The sequence below is a fragment of the Catenibacterium sp. CAG:290 genome (assembly GCF_000437715.1).
GTDB lineage: Bacteria > Bacillota_I > Bacilli_A > Erysipelotrichales > Coprobacillaceae > Catenibacterium > Catenibacterium mitsuoka_A.
On the sequence record NZ_FR898849.1, the window covers coordinates 1 to 17,118 of the forward strand.

General features: G+C 33.4%; 19 protein-coding genes. 16 read left to right on the forward strand and 3 right to left on the reverse strand.

The genetic code is table 11. The features are described from left to right. Positions 1-196 precede the first annotated feature (196 nt). Together QVO42_RS07920 and QVO42_RS07925 are read right to left on the reverse strand one after the other, a co-directional pair. On the reverse strand, positions 197-484 hold the full coding sequence (locus tag QVO42_RS07920; RefSeq protein ID WP_022425585.1) for a type II toxin-antitoxin system YafQ family toxin: 288 nt from the start codon (positions 482-484) through the stop codon (positions 197-199). Next, positions 481-759 carry a type II toxin-antitoxin system RelB/DinJ family antitoxin gene (locus QVO42_RS07925; protein ID WP_022425586.1) on the reverse strand — a complete coding sequence of 93 codons (279 nt, stop codon included), beginning with the start codon at positions 757-759 and terminating at the stop codon, positions 481-483. The genes QVO42_RS07920 and QVO42_RS07925 overlap by 4 nt, the downstream gene beginning before the upstream one ends. A 414-nt stretch (positions 760-1,173) precedes the next feature. Here QVO42_RS07925 and QVO42_RS07930 point away from each other — a divergent pair, with 414 nt between their 5' ends. The 9 genes from QVO42_RS07930 to QVO42_RS07970 all read left to right on the forward strand — a co-directional run bounded on the left by QVO42_RS07930 (position 1,174) and on the right by QVO42_RS07970 (position 9,636). Further along, positions 1,174-2,523 carry an MATE family efflux transporter gene (locus QVO42_RS07930; protein ID WP_022425587.1) on the forward strand — a complete coding sequence of 450 codons (1,350 nt, stop codon included), beginning with the start codon at positions 1,174-1,176 and terminating at the stop codon, positions 2,521-2,523. 113 nt (positions 2,524-2,636) lie between these two features. Further along, on the forward strand, positions 2,637-3,119 hold the full coding sequence (locus QVO42_RS07935) for a GNAT family N-acetyltransferase (protein WP_022425588.1): 483 nt from the start codon (positions 2,637-2,639) through the stop codon (positions 3,117-3,119). Then, positions 3,119-3,487, forward strand: a complete 369-nt coding sequence (locus QVO42_RS07940) for a hypothetical protein (RefSeq protein ID WP_022425589.1) — start codon at positions 3,119-3,121, stop codon at positions 3,485-3,487. The genes QVO42_RS07935 and QVO42_RS07940 overlap by 1 nt, the downstream gene beginning before the upstream one ends. Positions 3,488-3,562: 75 nt before the next feature. Beyond that, positions 3,563-3,712, forward strand: coding sequence for a hypothetical protein (locus QVO42_RS07945; protein WP_022425590.1), 150 nt, complete (start codon positions 3,563-3,565; stop codon positions 3,710-3,712). A 168-nt stretch (positions 3,713-3,880) separates the two neighbouring features. Continuing rightward, positions 3,881-5,023, forward strand: a complete 1,143-nt coding sequence (locus QVO42_RS07950) for an exonuclease SbcCD subunit D (protein WP_022425591.1) — start codon at positions 3,881-3,883, stop codon at positions 5,021-5,023. Between the two features lies 1 nt (position 5,024). After that, positions 5,025-8,180: an AAA family ATPase gene (locus QVO42_RS07955; protein ID WP_022425592.1), complete on the forward strand. Its 3,156-nt coding sequence runs from the start codon at positions 5,025-5,027 to the stop codon at positions 8,178-8,180. 56 nt (positions 8,181-8,236) lie between these two features. Continuing rightward, complete coding sequence (locus tag QVO42_RS07960; protein WP_022425593.1) at positions 8,237-8,500, forward strand: DUF1292 domain-containing protein; 264 nt, start codon at positions 8,237-8,239, stop codon at positions 8,498-8,500. Between the two features lie 123 nt (positions 8,501-8,623). Then, the gene (locus QVO42_RS07965; RefSeq protein WP_022425594.1) at positions 8,624-8,788 is read left to right on the forward strand and encodes a hypothetical protein; all 165 of its coding nucleotides are present in this window, start codon (positions 8,624-8,626) and stop codon (positions 8,786-8,788) included. Positions 8,789-8,898: 110 nt separating this feature from the next. Then, entirely contained in the window at positions 8,899-9,636 is a 738-nt protein-coding gene (locus QVO42_RS07970; protein WP_022425595.1) for a tubulin-like doman-containing protein, read from the forward strand. Here the strand turns inward: QVO42_RS07970 and QVO42_RS07975 are convergent. Beyond that, complete coding sequence (locus QVO42_RS07975; RefSeq protein ID WP_022425596.1) at positions 9,628-10,224, reverse strand: LexA family protein; 597 nt, start codon at positions 10,222-10,224, stop codon at positions 9,628-9,630. The two genes, QVO42_RS07970 and QVO42_RS07975, sit on opposite strands and share 9 nt — an antisense overlap. Before the next feature lie 152 nt (positions 10,225-10,376). Here QVO42_RS07975 and QVO42_RS07980 point away from each other — a divergent pair, with 152 nt between their 5' ends. The 7 genes from QVO42_RS07980 to QVO42_RS08010 all read left to right on the forward strand — a co-directional run bounded on the left by QVO42_RS07980 (position 10,377) and on the right by QVO42_RS08010 (position 17,023). Next, positions 10,377-11,636, forward strand: coding sequence for a Y-family DNA polymerase (locus QVO42_RS07980; RefSeq protein ID WP_502685365.1), 1,260 nt, complete (start codon positions 10,377-10,379; stop codon positions 11,634-11,636). Further along, a complete protein-coding gene (locus QVO42_RS07985) occupies positions 11,629-11,931 on the forward strand; it encodes a YolD-like family protein (RefSeq protein ID WP_022425598.1) in 303 nt (100 codons plus the stop codon). The genes QVO42_RS07980 and QVO42_RS07985 overlap by 8 nt, the downstream gene beginning before the upstream one ends. Positions 11,932-12,022: 91 nt before the next feature. Then, positions 12,023-12,346 carry a DUF1828 domain-containing protein gene (locus QVO42_RS07990; protein WP_022425599.1) on the forward strand — a complete coding sequence of 108 codons (324 nt, stop codon included), beginning with the start codon at positions 12,023-12,025 and terminating at the stop codon, positions 12,344-12,346. A 90-nt stretch (positions 12,347-12,436) separates the two neighbouring features. Next, positions 12,437-13,135: a Panacea domain-containing protein gene (locus QVO42_RS07995; protein ID WP_022425600.1), complete on the forward strand. Its 699-nt coding sequence runs from the start codon at positions 12,437-12,439 to the stop codon at positions 13,133-13,135. A 1-nt stretch (position 13,136) separates the two neighbouring features. Beyond that, a complete protein-coding gene (locus tag QVO42_RS08000; protein ID WP_022425601.1) occupies positions 13,137-13,412 on the forward strand; it encodes a hypothetical protein in 276 nt (91 codons plus the stop codon). Positions 13,413-13,532: 120 nt separating this feature from the next. Beyond that, entirely contained in the window at positions 13,533-14,837 is a 1,305-nt protein-coding gene (locus QVO42_RS08005) for an alpha-amylase family glycosyl hydrolase (protein ID WP_022425602.1), read from the forward strand. Positions 14,838-14,872: 35 nt separating this feature from the next. Continuing rightward, positions 14,873-17,023 carry a Tex family protein gene (locus QVO42_RS08010; RefSeq protein WP_022425603.1) on the forward strand — a complete coding sequence of 717 codons (2,151 nt, stop codon included), beginning with the start codon at positions 14,873-14,875 and terminating at the stop codon, positions 17,021-17,023. Positions 17,024-17,118 lie beyond the last annotated feature (95 nt).

Consider the following 17,118-nt stretch of genomic DNA (forward strand, 5'->3'; position numbering starts at 1 on the left):
TAGAGCCGATAAAATAAGGCTTTGCGGACATTTGAGAAGATATAAAAAGATAGTTAAAAAGACATATATAATTTATCATAATGCAACTATAAATCCGTGGCTTTCAATTCGCACGCTTGTGTGTTAGTTGAAAGCCATATTTCATTTTATATAAAAAACCGTACAGTTTGGTTTCTGTACGGTGGCAGACTATTTGTTAAATATACAAATCGCTGTGTGTGCCTGTGTTGGCAAGTGTCAGTACTAGAACATCTTCTTCTATGTAGTAAATGAGTAGCCAGTCAGGTAGAATATGACATTCTCGATAACCTGTCCAATCTCCAGATAATGCATGGTCACGACACTTATCAGGTAAGGACTCACCAGTTGCAAGTAAAGTGATAATTTGATTTAATAATTCGATTTTTAACCCACGCTTTATAGCACGTTTATAATCTTTTTTGAAACTGTTTGTATATTTGATGGTATATTTGTTTTCTTTCATCTTTTTAAATCATCAAATAATTCATCAAGGTCATTATAACCTTTTACGGAAGGATCTTTTGCAATTCTTTTTGCTTCTAACATAGCAGCAACAGTTTCTTTATTAGGTTGTTCTATACTTATTTTGAATGGAATACCACCCTCACGAAGTGACTGGCGTACAAAGATATTAAATGCTGTAGTAAGATTCATACCCAATTCAGAAAATAGTACGTCTGCCTGTGCTTTTAATTCTGTATCCATACGAATACTTACATTTGTTGTATTTCCAGCCATACAATCAACCCCTTTCTAAACACATTTTATATTAAATGCACGAATAATTCAATATATTGCACCTTAAATGCATTACATCTTAGTTATCAAAAAAGTATGAATCGAAACATATCTAAAATGCAAGTGTTGGTATAGAAAAGAAAGGGAGATTTAAATATCCATAATTTACAAGTAAATCCATTAATGAAATTATTTTTATACATAAATGCCAAGAAATTTGAAACTGTCATATCTTATTTTGACAATTACCTGTGGAATGCGGGTATTCAAAAAAATATATTATATCTAATTCATTTAAACCATTTAAGTACATATCTATCATTCCAATAAATAAATCATAAGTTGATATAAGCATACTATTATACTATAGTTATTACATAACGTAAGTTCATACTTACGCAAGGGAGGCATATAATGAATAAAGATCTTACAAAAGGACCTGTTGTAAAATCAATGCTGTTGTTTGCGATACCTATGATACTAGGAGATCTCTTACAACAATGTTACAACATTGCGGATACTTTAATAGTAGGGCAGTTCTTAGGAAAAACAGCTTTAGCTGCAGTCGGTTCTTCTTTTACTCTTATGACCTTTATTACATCTATTATATTAGGCTTATGTATGGGTAGTGGGGCACTCTTTTCTATAAGATTTGGACAAAGAGATAAAAAAGGATTAAAACAGGATCTATGTGCTTCCTTCTTCTTTATCGCCTTCATATCCATATTACTTAATATCATTGCTTATATATGTCTAGATGCGTTAAGACTCTTCTTAAGAGTTCCCCATGAAGTATGGGGTGATATGAGATGTTATCTCTTATATATCTTTATGGGAATCATTGCGATATTCTTATATAACTTCTTTTCGGCTTATTTAAGATCTATAGGTAATTCAGTCATTCCACTCATCTTTCTTGCCATCTCTTCTATCTTGAATATTATTCTAGATCTCTATTTTGTCCTTGCATTAAAGATGGGAGTAGGGGGTGCTGCCCTTGCTACAGTACTTTCTCAATATATATCAGGTATAGGCATCATGCTTTATACACTACTTAAATATAAAGAAGTACTTGTAATATTTAAAATCAGTTGCTTAAAAAGAGAAAGAATCAAACAGATCATCTCTTTTTCACTTCTTACTTGTATTCAGCAATCAGTCATGAATCTAGGAATACTGATGGTACAAGGGTTAGTTAATAGCTTTGGTACAGTTGTTATGGCTGCATTTGCAGCTGCAGTAAAAATTGATGCTTTTGCCTATATGCCCGTACAGGACTTTGGAAATGCCTTTTCTACATTCATTGCTCAAAATTATGGTGCCAAAGAAAAAGAAAGAATTCAAAAAGGACTCAAAGAAGCTGTTCGTATCTCTTCAATATTCTGTATAATTATTTCTATTCTAGTTTATATATTTGCCAGACCTTTAATGATGATTTTTATAGATGCAAATGAAACAAGTATCATCCTAGAAGGTATACGCTACTTACGTATTGAAGGTGCATTCTATATCGGCATAGGCTGTTTATTCTTGTTATATGGTCTATATCGTGCTTTAGGAAGACCAGGTATGAGTGTTGTCCTTACAGTATTCTCACTTGGTACAAGAGTCGCTTTAGCTTATATCTTATCTTCTATACCAGCACTAGGAGTCATTGGTATTTGGTGGTCAGTTCCAATAGGCTGGGCACTTGCGGATCTAGTAGGATTAGTATACTACAAAATGAATAAACATAATCTGTTAAGTTTTGAGGGAGGATTATAATGAAATATGCTGGTATTGAGTGATACATCTAAAGGTTAACAGGAGCTTCTCCTGTTTTACATATTGACAGAGATTAACTCTGTTTGATTAAATTGTGGTAGGGAGGATGAATCATGATTATTAGAGAAGCAAGAATAGAAGATATAGAAAGAATATTAGAAATATATGATATTGCGAAAGCATTTATGAAACAAACAGGGAACCCACATCAGTGGAACAGCCGCTATCCTGATATAAAAACATTAGAAGAAGACATTCATAAACAGCAACTCTTTGTAATGGAAGAAAACTCTATTATACATAGTGTATTTGCGTTTATTATAGGAGAAGATCCTACATATAAGGAAATAGAAGGTGCATGGCTTGATCACAGTACTTATGGTACGATTCATCGTATTGCGAGTGATGGTTCTATGCATCAAGTATTTAATAAAACAGTCAACTTTTGCAGTAAAAGATGTTCACATCTAAGAGCTGATACACATGAAGATAATAAGATTATGCAGAAGGTCATATTAAAAAACGGTTTTCAAGAAACAGGAATTATCTATGTAGAAGATGGCACACCTAGAATAGCTTATGAGAAGGTGAAATAATGATCTGTCCTAAATGTGGATGTAGAGTAGAACCGGGAATGAAGAAATGTCCTGTATGTGATAGTACTTTAGATAACGAATACACAAGATATGAAAAGAAGATGAAAAGAAAAAGAATACAGAAAAAAGCAATAGGTTCTGTATTTCTTATATCTGATATTATTCGTACTCTTATTGGTGTAGGTATAGCTCTATTTGGTTGTGTAGGTATCATGGAAGGTGATTATCTATTTGCAGCTAGTATAATTCTATTTGGATTATCGTTAATTCCTTATTGGTATAAGAAAGCATCTAATAGATTCATTGCGATTATTCTACCTGTATTGTTTGTACTTATGGGTTTTGTAGTATTATTGTTTACAGTATAGAAAGTATATTCTTTTATCTTTTTGTCTTGTAATACATGTTGATAATGCTTACTTTAGACTAAAGAGGTGATAGATATGACATATACAGAACCAACCGCAATTGGTGGTATGACACAAGAAGAACTAGGCAAAGAATTAAGAAAAGGTATTGAATCTATCAAAGAAGGTAAAACATTTACTGCAGATGAAGTAGATGAAGAACTTGCAAGAGAGTTTGGAATCTAACGTGAGAGAAACAGCGGGTTGCTGTTTCTTTTTTTAGACTAGCATAAATTACTTTTAAATAATTTTTAATGACACCTATTTAAAGGCATTATCAAGCATGAATTTCAGACATAGAATATAGAGATGGTGTATAATAAACTTATCTTGACACAGAAAGGACTAATAATAATGAAACTATTTCATTTATCTGATCTCCATATTGGCTTAAAGCTAATGAATAGAGACTTAACAGAAGACCAACAATATATACTTAATAGAATTGTACAATACGCAAAAGACAGACAACCTGACGCTATTATGATTGCAGGTGATATATATGATAAAGCTGTTCCTAGTGCTGAAGCAGTGAGTCTATTTGACTCTTTTGTGACATCTTTAAAGGAAGCAGTGCCTCAATCTACTATTATGATGATTTCTGGTAATCATGATAGTGCTCCTAGAATTGATTGTTTTAGACAGGTATTACTTAAACAGAACCTCTATATGGTAGGTAACCCTCCTGAAAAAGAAGAAGATCATATTGAAAGAATTACTTTAAATGACAATTATGGACCTGTTCATTTTTACCTTCTTCCTTTTGTGAAACCTTCCATGGTTAAAAACATTATTGGAACTAACGATGGAAGAAACTACTCTTATAGTGAAACAATTAAGAAACTGATAGAAAGAGAAGAAATGAATACAAAGGATAGAAACGTATTGATTTCTCACCAGTTCTATCTACCAGTTAATAAGAAAGCAGAAGACATAGAACGAACTGACTCTGAAATACGTACGGCTGGCAACATTGATGAAGTCAGTGGAGAAGTATTACTCCCATTTGATTATGCTGCTCTAGGACATATTCATAAGCCTATGAAGGTAGGAAGTGATGTCTATCGTTATTGCGGTACACCTTTACCTTATTCTATGAGTGAAGCAGGTCAGGACAAAGGGATTATAGAAATAGAAATGAAAGAAAAGGGTGTTGTAGAAACACAGGTACTTCCTTTAAAACCACTTCATGATCTAAGAATCATAGAAGGAGAACTTAAAGATGTATTAAGTCAATCCTGTGATGATTTTGTGAGAGTTGTACTCACTGATAAACAGGATCTCAATATCTTTGAAATGCAGGAAAAGCTAAAAAATGCATTTCCTAGATTACTAGAAATAAGAAGAGAAAACATAAGAAAGAATAACTATCAGGCAGTTGTAAAGAAGGATGTAAAAATGAATCCATTCTCTTTATGTACTGATTTCTTAAATGGTGTTGATGAAGAAGAAAAAGACTTATTACAAGATATCATCAATCATGTGAAGGGAGTATAGTATGAAACCGATTAAACTCGTAATGGAAGCCTTTGGTTCTTATGCATCTAAAACAGTCATTGACTTTAGAGAACCAAACCAGAATTTGTTTTTAATTACTGGAGATACAGGAGCAGGTAAAACAACTATCTTTGATGCGATTGTATTCGCATTATATGGAGAAAGTAGTTCTACTCTAAATAAGAAAACAGGCACACTCTTACAAAGCCAATTTGCCTCACTAGACGTTAAGCCTTATGTAGAATTGACCTTCTCACAAGGCTATGGTGATGATGAAAAAATCTATACCATTCATCGTATACCCCAGCATTATACATACTATAAAGCAGGGGCAAAAAAAGGTTTAAGAAAAGAAAAAGCAGAATCAGGTAGTATCGCATTAATGATGCCAGATGGGTCTGAGTATCCTCAAAAAGAAGCCAATAAGAAGATCATAGATATCATTCATCTCACTAAAGAACAGTTCATGCAGGTCGCAATGATTGCGCAAGGTGAATTCATGGATGTATTGCGTAAATCATCTAATGAGAAGAAAGAGATCTTTAGAAAGCTTTTCCATACAGAAATCTATAATGATATTGTAGAAGAACTCAACAATAGGAGAAAAGAAACAGAAAAGAGTATTAGTGATATCAAAACAAGATGTATGAGTGAAGTAGGGCATATTCATGTAGGTGAAGAACATGAAAACCTTGTCTTCCTTATTGAAGCAATTCAAAGAGGGGAAATCTCTTATCTCAATGAATTAGTAGATGAGTTAGAATCTTATTGTCAGGTATTAGAAGAGACTCTTAATAAGGATAAAGATGCATTAAGTAAGACTAATGTATTAAAAGAGGAAAAGAAAACAAATCTAGATCAAGCAAAACAACTTCTTAGTGATTATCAAGTTCTAAAAGAGGCAAAGAAGCAGCTCGTTAACTTAAATAATCAAAAAGAAGAGATAGAAAATAACTATAAGCTCTCTAGTAAAATTGAATATGCTTATAACATCTTGCAGGCATATAACTCTTATACAAAAGATCAAAAACAATATACAGATACGCAAAACAAGCTAGAAAATGAACTCAAAAGAGAGCCAGAACTACGTATTCAGTATGAAAACTTAAAAGAAGAAGAGAAAACTATAGATACAAAATACGAACAATCAGTTCGTTTATATACGCAAGAATATGATAAAGCGACAAAAGATTTAGAAAATAGAAAACAATTAAGTATAATAGAAAAAAGTATATCTAATATTAATAAATCTATTGATAATTCTACTAAACAGCTTACTTTACTCAATAAAAACAAAGAATCTTTATTATTAAAACAGGAAAAAGGTAAAGCAGAACTAGAAACACTCAAGGATGTAGAAAAAGAACAGGTTATTCTAGAATCAAAACATAAGGAATTCAAGACTAAGCTTGATTCTTACAACAACCTCGTTAAAGACTTTCAATCTATTTCTAAAAAAGAAAAAGATCTCGTATCAACACAAAACGAATATACAAGATTAAGCACTCTTTATAATCAGAAGAATAGAATCTATGAAGAAGCTAATAAACTCTTCCTAGATGCTCAGGCAGGTTTACTTGCAAGAACTCTTGAAGTTGGTACTCCATGTCCTGTATGTGGTTCCATCCACCATCCACTTCCTGCATCTTTAAAAGATGGAGAAGTAGCCACTAAAGAAGAACTAGAAAAAATGAGAAGAGAAAAAGACAAGGCATTTGTCTTACTAGAAACAGAAAGCGCAAAAGCCTCATCTTTAAATGATTCTTTAAAAGAATTAAAAGAGAAATACAAGAATGATTTAAAGATTCTAAGTGAAACACTCTCTAGTGAATCTACACTTAATTCTATTAAAGAAACACTTCTAAATGAGAAACAAACTCTCAGTCGTCTTGTAGAAGAACTCAATGTGAGAAAGAGTCGTTATCAGATACTCACAAAAGAACTAGAAACAATTGAAACACAGTTAAGTCAATGCGAAGAGAATGTAAAATCACTGACTGATGATATTCATCAATATGAAGTCAAGCTTGCTTCTTTAAATTCTACATTGACACAATTAAAGAGCCAGTTAAGCTATGCTTCATTAGAAGAAGCACAAAATGCGATCAGTCTACTTAATAAGAATAAACAGGAAGAAGAGACAGCTTATAAGAACTTTAAACAGAAATTTAATATATCTACAGATATTTATAATAAGTGTCAAACACTTATTACATCCTATAAAGAATCTCTTCCTCAATTAGAAAGAAGCAGGGATGAGTCTTATAAGGCTTATACAAGCTTAGTAGAAGAATACAAATGTGATTCTTGGCAGGATCTTACTTCTAAGTATCAAAAAGAAGATATAAAGCATTTCAATCAAGCTTATATGGATTATTCTAAGAATTATGCCAGTGTCTCTTCTAAAATTGATACAATAGAGAAACGTATCAATGGTCAATCACTTCCTGAACTAGATGAACTAGAAAAAGATTATCAAGATATAGTAGATATATATTCAAATCAATTAGAAGTCGTAAAAGAGGAAGAACATACTTATTTAAACAACACTGAATCATTAAAGAGCTTAGATAAGATTGTTTCTCATGCAAAAGAAATGATTCATAAGAACCACCAATTAACTACTCTATACAACCAATTATCTGGTAATGTATCAGGCTCTAGAATGGACTTAGAAACATATGTTCAAAGAACATACCTGGAACGTATCTTAATAGAAGCCAATAGTCGTTTCTATGATATGTCTGCTGGTCAGTATGAACTACATCTTAAGAATATTGAACAGGCAGGAGAAGGTAAGAATAAAGGCTTAGACTTAATGGTTTATTCTTTTGTGACTGATTCTGAAAGAGAAATCAATACATTATCAGGTGGAGAATCATTCATGGCTGCACTCTCTTTAGCACTAGGTATGGCAGATGAGATTAAAGAAAGTGCATCAGGTATTGATCTAGATATTATGTTTATTGATGAAGGATTTGGTTCTTTAGATGATCATTCAAGAGATGAAGCCGTTAAAGTACTTATGGATATGTCAGAAGGGTCTAAACTTGTTGGTATTATTTCCCATGTATCAGAATTAAAACAGGAAATAGAAGATCAATTAGTTGTATCTAAGGATGATCATGGCTCTCATGTGAAGTGGCAGATCAGTTAAAAATGATTGTCGTAAGACGCATACTTATGGCATAATAAATGTGCGAGGTAAACACAATGAAAAACATTATTACATTAAAAGATACATCAGGGACTGATGTTGAATTCAAGCTATTAGATCAATTCACTTATGATAAGCGCACATATGTTGTTCTTATGCCACATAATGAATCTACAACACAGGTTTCTATCTATGAAGTCGTACTTACTAAAGAAGAGGGGGTAGATGGCTTATTAGGGGTTACACCTGATCAAACAAATATTATCTTTGAAGTATTCAAAGAAAGAAACAAAGACAAATTTAATTTTGTAGAAGAATAGGTAAATAGCCTATTCTTTTTCATATTATGTTAATATTATGTGAATATGTTATGAATATGTATTGTAATATATAATCATCACTGTATAATAATATATGGCATTGAAAGAGGGGAAGCGGATTATATGATTCAAGAGAAAAAGAATGCTGGTTATGAAGGGGAAGCTGATCAGCATAAAAATTGCCGAAAGAAATTCTCCAATGCTCATATGATAAGAAATGGTTATACTTATACAGATCGTGTTCTTATAATCAAAGCATCTTATTATATGAAAAAAGGAAAGCTGTAAGGTCCTAGAAGGGCTTTACAGCTTCCTTTGATTTTTATTGTAATGTGTTTTAAATATGTTAGAATAGGAAAGGCTAAATTATTTGTGGTTATGAAATGGAGGATAACTTTATGGGGCTACACCTAAGTAGAAACATGAATCAAGCAGATCCTATTATTATTGTTGGATTAGGAGGACTTGGTGGCGGTGTCATTGATTCCTTAAAAGGTAAAATAAAACATGATTATGATGATATAGATAGAGTAGAAATAAGAATCGTAGATATGACTTCTCATATCAAGAATACGCATATGACAGATGATGAAATCATCATTCTAGATCCTCGTGGAACAGATTGTGATAGAACACTTGGACAGAAGATTTTTAGAACTGAATCTGTCTATGAAGGTATAAGAAGTGAATTCAAGACACTCATTGAAAAAATGATTTCTATTGCTGGGGAGGATCATATTAATGTCCTTATTGCCTCTGGTATAGTAGGGGGTACAGGTGGAGGTATATTTGTAGACTTCACTTATATGATTCATGACTTATTTAAGGAATGTCATCATAAGAACTATAGTATTTGTGCTTATATGTTTGATGCACAAAGCAATGATGATCAAGAAGAAAAGAATCATCGTATGAAACTCAATGGTCAGACTGCTTTAAAGGAATTACAACATCATATGAACATTACAACACATGATCATCTTTATCAGACTACAATTGGACAAAGAGAAATTACCTGCAGAAAAACACTCTTTGAAGAATATAAACATATTTCTTTTTGTCTAGAAGATGATGTAAAGCTAGATGATCTCAAGAAGCGTATGAGTACTTTAATGATTGAAGAATTTTTATACTAAATCCGAACGACTATATAACGCTTTTCCAATAATTTCTACAGGAAGACTTTCTACCTCTTCCTGAGAATAATAACGTACATCTACAGAAGGGTTCGCTGGTTCTAGAATCAGTAATCCTTCTTTTTTTATAACCTTTTTGACTGTTACTTCACAACGATTAATTAATACGACCGCAATCGTCCCACTTGGTACATCATTACATTTTTTTACATATAATAAATCTCCATCATGAATATGTGCCCCTGACATAGAATCTCCCACAACACGTAAAAAGAAATCCCCACGATAATAATCATCCTGAGTCACCTGCTCATATCCTTCAAAATTCTCATCAATGAGTAAATCATAACCTGCCTTGACTTCACCTAGTACTGGCTTTTCATAACGTTCTTCACTATTAATAAGTGATTCTACATCTACACCTAATATAAATGAGAGCTTCTCTATCACTTCAGGATTTGTGACCTTTGTATCACCCTTTAACCATCTTGTCACAGTAGAACGGTTCACACCTAATTGACTCGCAATATATTCATTAGACACACCCATCTTTTCCTTGTATTTCTTTAGATATTCTTTAAAATTCATCTTCTCCACCTCTTTTTAGGCATTATACAACATAATACAATTTGGTGCAAACAAATGCGTCATTCATTGTACGTACAGAATCATTTTGGTGCAAAACTATTTGATATATGCACCATAGATAACTATAATAAGACTAACAGGAAGGAGAAAGAATGATGAAAAAAGTATATTTATGTATAGATTTAAAAACCTTCTTTGCGTCTTGCGAATGCAGTGAAAGACATCTTGATCCCTTTAAAACTAATCTTGTAGTGGCAGATCCTACTAGAGGTAATGGAGCACTCTGTCTTGCGATTACACCTCAAATGAAAAGTATGGGAATTCATAATCGCTGCCGTATATTTGAAATACCCAAGGGTGTTGAATATATTACTGCGATGCCCCGTATGCATCTTTATATGGAGTATTCAGCTCGTATTTATCGTATCTATTGTCGTTATGTCTCACCTGATGATATTCATGTTTACTCTATTGATGAATGTTTTATTGATATCACATCTTATATGCATCTTTATCATAAGAGTGCGAAGGAGTTTGCGAAGATGTTGATGCAGGCTGTATTTGAAGATACACATATTACCGCCACATGTGGCATAGGAACCAATCTTTATCTTGCGAAAGTCGCTCTTGATATTATCTCTAAGCATACAAAAGAGAATATTGGGATATTAGATGAAGAAAGGTATCAGAAATACCTATGGCATCATTTACCTATCACTGATTTCTGGCATATGGGAAGTGGAACAGCCAATCATTTATTAAAACTCGGTGTTGTGGATATGCATGGGATAACCCAGATTCCTGAAGAGATTCTTTATAAAGAGTTTGGTATTAATGCGGAATATATTATTGATCATGCCTGGGGGAGAGAACCTGCTACGATTGCCTCTATTAAGAAGTATCGTCCTAAGAATGAATCAATTAATAATTCTCAGGTTCTCTTTTCTGATTATGAATATGAGGATGCAATACTCGTTGTAAAGGAAATGGTAGAACTCAATGTCTTAAGACTTGTGGAATCACATTTAGTCACAAATCATATAAGCTTATATATTGGTTATTCACGTACAGATGGAGGAGGATGGGCAGGAGGCTCTAGGAAACTGACAGTCAGAACCAATTCATTGAGTGTTCTGATGGATGCCTTTATTTCTATTTATCATTTAAAAGTTCAAAAAGGAAGACTGATCAGACAGATTTCTATATCCTTTGGAGATGTTTTAGATGAAGCTTATGAATCATATGACTTATTTAGTGATATAGAGGCATTAGAAGAAGAAAAGAAGCTCCAGAAAGCTATTGTCTCTATCCGTCATAAGTATGGGAAGAATGCGATATTAAAGCTTATGAACAAACAGGAAAAAGCCACTACAGAAAAAAGAAATACATTAATTGGAGGACATAATGCATAAGAAGGTTGATCGTGCACGCTTATTTTTAAGCTTTGATACCTTAAAAGGATTTAAAGAACTACTTCAAGAAGATACCAAAATACCTAGAAAAGAACTATGTGAAGACCAATATTATGAACTTAACTGGAAAATTCATCAAATTCAAGAAGGAGATGAAGTAGAACTTATTTATTACACAGGGTCTTCTTATTCTAAAATAAGAGGAACAATACAAATAGTAAATCTCAATGATCACTATATTTATATTAATAACCATAAAATACAGCTTAAGAATATCTTTTCACTAGAATTATAATATGTTCTTTTTCCTTGTCCAATCTCTTGCCACACCCTATCTATAAATAGTAACTAAGATATAATAGAGAACAAGAGGGGAAGTGGAGCGTATGCTGAATTATCAAAAACTATTAATGCCCTATAAGAATTTCAAGGGTGAACATATGATTGTCTATGCCTTTGTGCATAACAGGTCCTATAAGCTCTCAGACCAGGCATCGACAATCACAAATTTGATTGATACATATCAGCTAGACGCTGATAAGAAGGAAAAGATCTCTGCAATATGTTATATGCATGATGCGAGGATCAGACAAAACGAAATCGTCATGAATATTGACGATGATGAGCTTTATATAAAGCTCAATGAATTTGGGAAAATGTTGGTGGAGATAGAAAATATCTTCACACAGGAAAGTGCATATTCACAATAATATGCACTTTTTTCTTTGTTTTAACGCATATGATAGATATTTCTAAAAAGTCTATCATGTGCTATAATAAGTGTGAAGAAGGTGAATAAGATGTGTAAAACAAGAATACAAGAAGAAATAGAAGCCCTTATGTCTCTCTATCATCTCGGTAAAGCACCATTATCTTATGCTTTAGGCTTTGGAGAAGTCACTATTACAAGATATTTACAGGGAAGTACCCCTCATCCTGACTATGCACAAGTTATTCACAATGCACTATGTGATATAGACTATATGATGGATTTAGTGAATAAGAACCATGAAAAGATGGGACCAGCCTTTAAAAAGGCAATCAATAGATGCCTCACTCTTAAATCACAATTCTCCTGTTCAAAAGAAATCTTGCAGGTGATCTCTTATCTCTTTTATAAACTAGAAGAACTCACACCTATGCAATTAGAATCCTATCTATACTTCATACAGGCTTATTCCTATCCACAGCCACTCTTTCATGAACATTGTGAAGCATGGAAGCAAGGCGTCATCTATCCTGATGTCTATCACTTATTCTCTACATTCCCATTTAGAGTACAAGATGATATGCGTTATAAGATCATCGAAGATGCTTATTTAGATCTAGATGAAAATAAGAAGGAATACATAGATGAAATCCTCAATACATTCTCTCGTTACCCTTTAAAAACACTTATAACACTCACTAAAACAGGACCATGGAAGAGTAATTATAAAGAAGGGGATATCACTATCATTCCTGCAGAAGATATTCAAAACTATTTCAAGAGGCACTAATATGGAACAATTCTACAACATACTTAAAGAGTCACTTAATGAAGAAATGGGATGGATGATTGATCATATATATGAAGACTATAAGGATACTGAAGATATATTAGGCTTTGCGTTAAGCTGTGAGAAGATATTACGTCTATACTATGGTACAGACATTCATGAGCAGCTTAAAGATTTACTTATATATGTCTTATATGTTTATCTTAACTATGATGAAGACAAGATAGAACTATTATTGAATGACTATGACCCTGAACATAATCGATATATCCAATAATAAAATTAGAATATTTGTAAATAAATAGTAAATACGTAAATGCAAATTACTAATAATATAAATAGATTGGATAGCACATAAAAATGAAGTATAATAGTAAACAGAAAGGAAGTGTTAATTGTGTGGTATCAAGAAACAGTATTTTATCAGATTTGCCCACTAGGACTTTGTGGTGCGCCTGAAGTAAATGATGATATCCAGGCTCATCGTATTTTAAAAATCAAGGACTTTGTCCCTTATCTACAAGAATTAGGAATAGGTGCTGTGTATTTCAATCCTGTATTCAACAGTGATTCTCATGGCTATGATACGCGTGACTATAATCTCATCGATACGCGTTTAGGTACAAATGAAGATTTTGCGGAAGTATGTAAAACACTCCATGAACATGATATTAAGGTTGTATTAGATGGGGTATTCAACCATGTTGGTAGAGGCTTTTTTGCGTTTAGAGATGTCCAGGAAAAAGGACCTGCAAGCCCATATGCCAATTGGTTCCATATCAACTTTGATGGAGATTCTAGCTATGGTGATGGATTCTGGTATGAAGGATGGGAAGGTCATTATGAACTTGTGAAGTTAAACCTAGATAACCCGGATGTTCAACATTATTTGCTAGATGCAGTCGATTACTGGATTAAGTGTTTTGATATTGATGGTTTAAGACTAGACGTCGCTTATTCATTACCAAGATGGTTTATGGCGATGTTGAGTGATCATTGTAAGAGTTTAAAACAGGATTTCTTTATGTTAGGAGAAGTATTAGGTGATAATGCAGGTTATATGTATACAGAAGCTAAACTAGATGCAATCACTGATTATCCATCATATAAAGCATTCTGGTCTTCATTTAACTCTTTGAATATGTTTGAATATGCCCATACATTAAAGAGAAATGCGATGGATATGTATAGAGGAAGAGACTTACTCACATTTGTAGATAACCATGATGTGAATAGAATATCTAGTACATTAACTGATGAAAGAAAACTTCCATTAGTATTTGGCTTACTCATGGCAGCACCTGGTATTCCATGTATTTATTATGGTTCAGAATGGGGTATTAAAGGTGAAAAGATTCAAGGAGTCACTGATGCACCACTTCGTCCAGAACTCGATGCACCTCAACCTAACGAATTATCTGATTTAGTATCAAAATATATTCATATGCGTAGAGGACATAAAGCACTCACACTAGGAGACTATAAGGATTTAGTTCTTACTAATAAACAGTATGTATTAGAAAGAAACTATGAAGGAGAAAAGATTGTGGTCGCACTTAATATCGATGATGCACCTTATACAATCTATCCACCTATTGAACATGGTTCTTATCAGGATTTGATGAGTGGAGAAATGGTGGATTATAACGGACAATTAGAATTACCACCACTTTCAATCACATACTTATATAAACATGCATAAGGCTGAGCAATCAGCCTTTTATAAAGGAGAAAAAAATGCAGGAAGATATTATACTTAAACTTTCAGAACAACTAAATATCAAGACAGAACAGATACAAAATACATTAAAACTACTAGAAGAAGGCTGTACTGTTCCTTTTATTGCCCGTTATCGTAAAGAATTAACACATGGCTTAGATGAAGAACAGATTCGTGTGATTCAGGAACAATATGACTATCAGGTGAATCTTAAAAAAAGAAAAGAAGAAGTCCTTACAAGAATAGAAACATTAGGACACTTAAATGATGATATCGTGAAGATGGTCAATGCATGTACACGTTTATCTCAAGTAGAAGATATCTATCGTCCTTATAAACAGAAAAAGAAAACAAGAGCCAGTGTGGCCATTGCAGCAGGCCTAGAACCTTTAGCTAAGACACTTCTTTCTTTACCACGTACATTTAATGAAAAAGACATAGACGCCTATTTGAATGATACAATTACTTCCAGAGAAGAGGCATTGCAGGGTGCTAAGGATATCATTGCGGAAAAGATTTCTAATGATATGACAGTACGTAATAAGATTGTCGATTCTATGATGAACTATGGCCGACTTGTCACTTCTAAAAAGAAGAATGCGGAAGATGAAAAGATGACCTATAAGATGTACTATGATTATTCTGAAAATGTCTCGCGTATTGCGACACATCGTATTATGGCGATTGATCGAGGAGAAAAAGAAAAGATTCTCACTGTTTCTATCAACATTAATGAAGATTATATCAAGACATTTGTCTCAAGACGATATATTAAGTTCCCTAAGAGTCCAACAGCTAAATATGTCGATGAAGCCATTGATGATGGCTTAAAGCGTCTTGCTTATCCATCTCTAGAAAGATTAGTCAGAAATACTCTTACTGAAAAAGCTCAGGAAGCAAGTATTGATGTTTTCTCTGATAATCTAGGTAAACTACTCTTACAGGCTCCAATGAAAAATAAGAGAATCTTAGGCTTTGACCCAGCTTTCCGTACAGGATGTAAGCTCGCTGTCATTGATGAATCAGGTAAGAAACTTACAGTAGATGTTATCTATCCACATCCTCCCGTTGCGAAAGTGAAGGAATCAGAAAAGAAATTAGTAGACCTCTGTACAAAATATGATGTCAACCTGATTGCGATTGGGAATGGTACAGCCAGTCGTGAAAGTGAAGCCTTTGTCGCTAGTACTATTAAGAAATATCACTTACCTGTGAGTTATACTATAGTCAGTGAAGCAGGCGCAAGTGTTTATAGTGCCTCTAAGCTAGCGATAGAAGAATTCCCAGACCTCCACGTTGAGCAAAGAAGCGCGATTTCTATCGCAAGAAGACTACTCGATCCTTTATCAGAACTTATTAAGATTGATCCTCAATCTATTGGAGTAGGGCAGTACCAGCATGATTTACCTACTACCCAATTAAAAGAAAGACTTAACTTCGTTGTAGAAAAAGCAGTTAACTTAGTAGGTGTGAATATCAATACAGCCAGTCCTACACTTCTAAAGAATGTCTCTGGTTTAACTCAGGCAACAGCAAATAGTATTGTGGCTTATCGTGAAGAAAATGGTAAGATTATGAGCCGTAAAGAAATGAAAAAGATTCCTAAGATTGGCCCAAAAGCCTATCAGCAGGCTGCTGGTTTCTTAAGAATCGAAGAGGGCAGTGAACCACTAGACCGTACAAATATCCATCCAGAATCTTATGATGCCACTAAAGCTATCTTAAAAGCATTAAACTTAACGACTAATGACCTAGGAACAGATGCATGTAAGAAGGCTGTCTCACAGGCTAACATTACATCCCTTAAAGAACTTACAGGACTAGATGACTATACACTTAAAGATATCCTAGACTCTATTATGAGACCACTAAGAGACTATCGTGATGATTATGATGGACCAATTCTAAGACAGGATATCCTCACATTAGAAGACTTACATGTAAATGATAAACTAGAGGGTACAGTACGCAATGTCGTAGACTTCGGTGCCTTTGTAGATATTGGATTACATGAAGATGGACTTGTTCATATTTCTAAAATGAGTAAAAACCGTATTAAACATCCAAGTGATGTTGTCTCTGTAGGAGATATCGTAACAACATGGGTAGATACAATTGATGAACAAAGACATAAAGTTCAATTAACTATGATTGATCCCAATAAATAGAAAAATTAGTTTGAGTACTTATACGGTGTAACTCGAAAATGAGCCACACCGTTTTTTAATGAGTAAGATTTATATTTTAAAGTAAACAGAATATG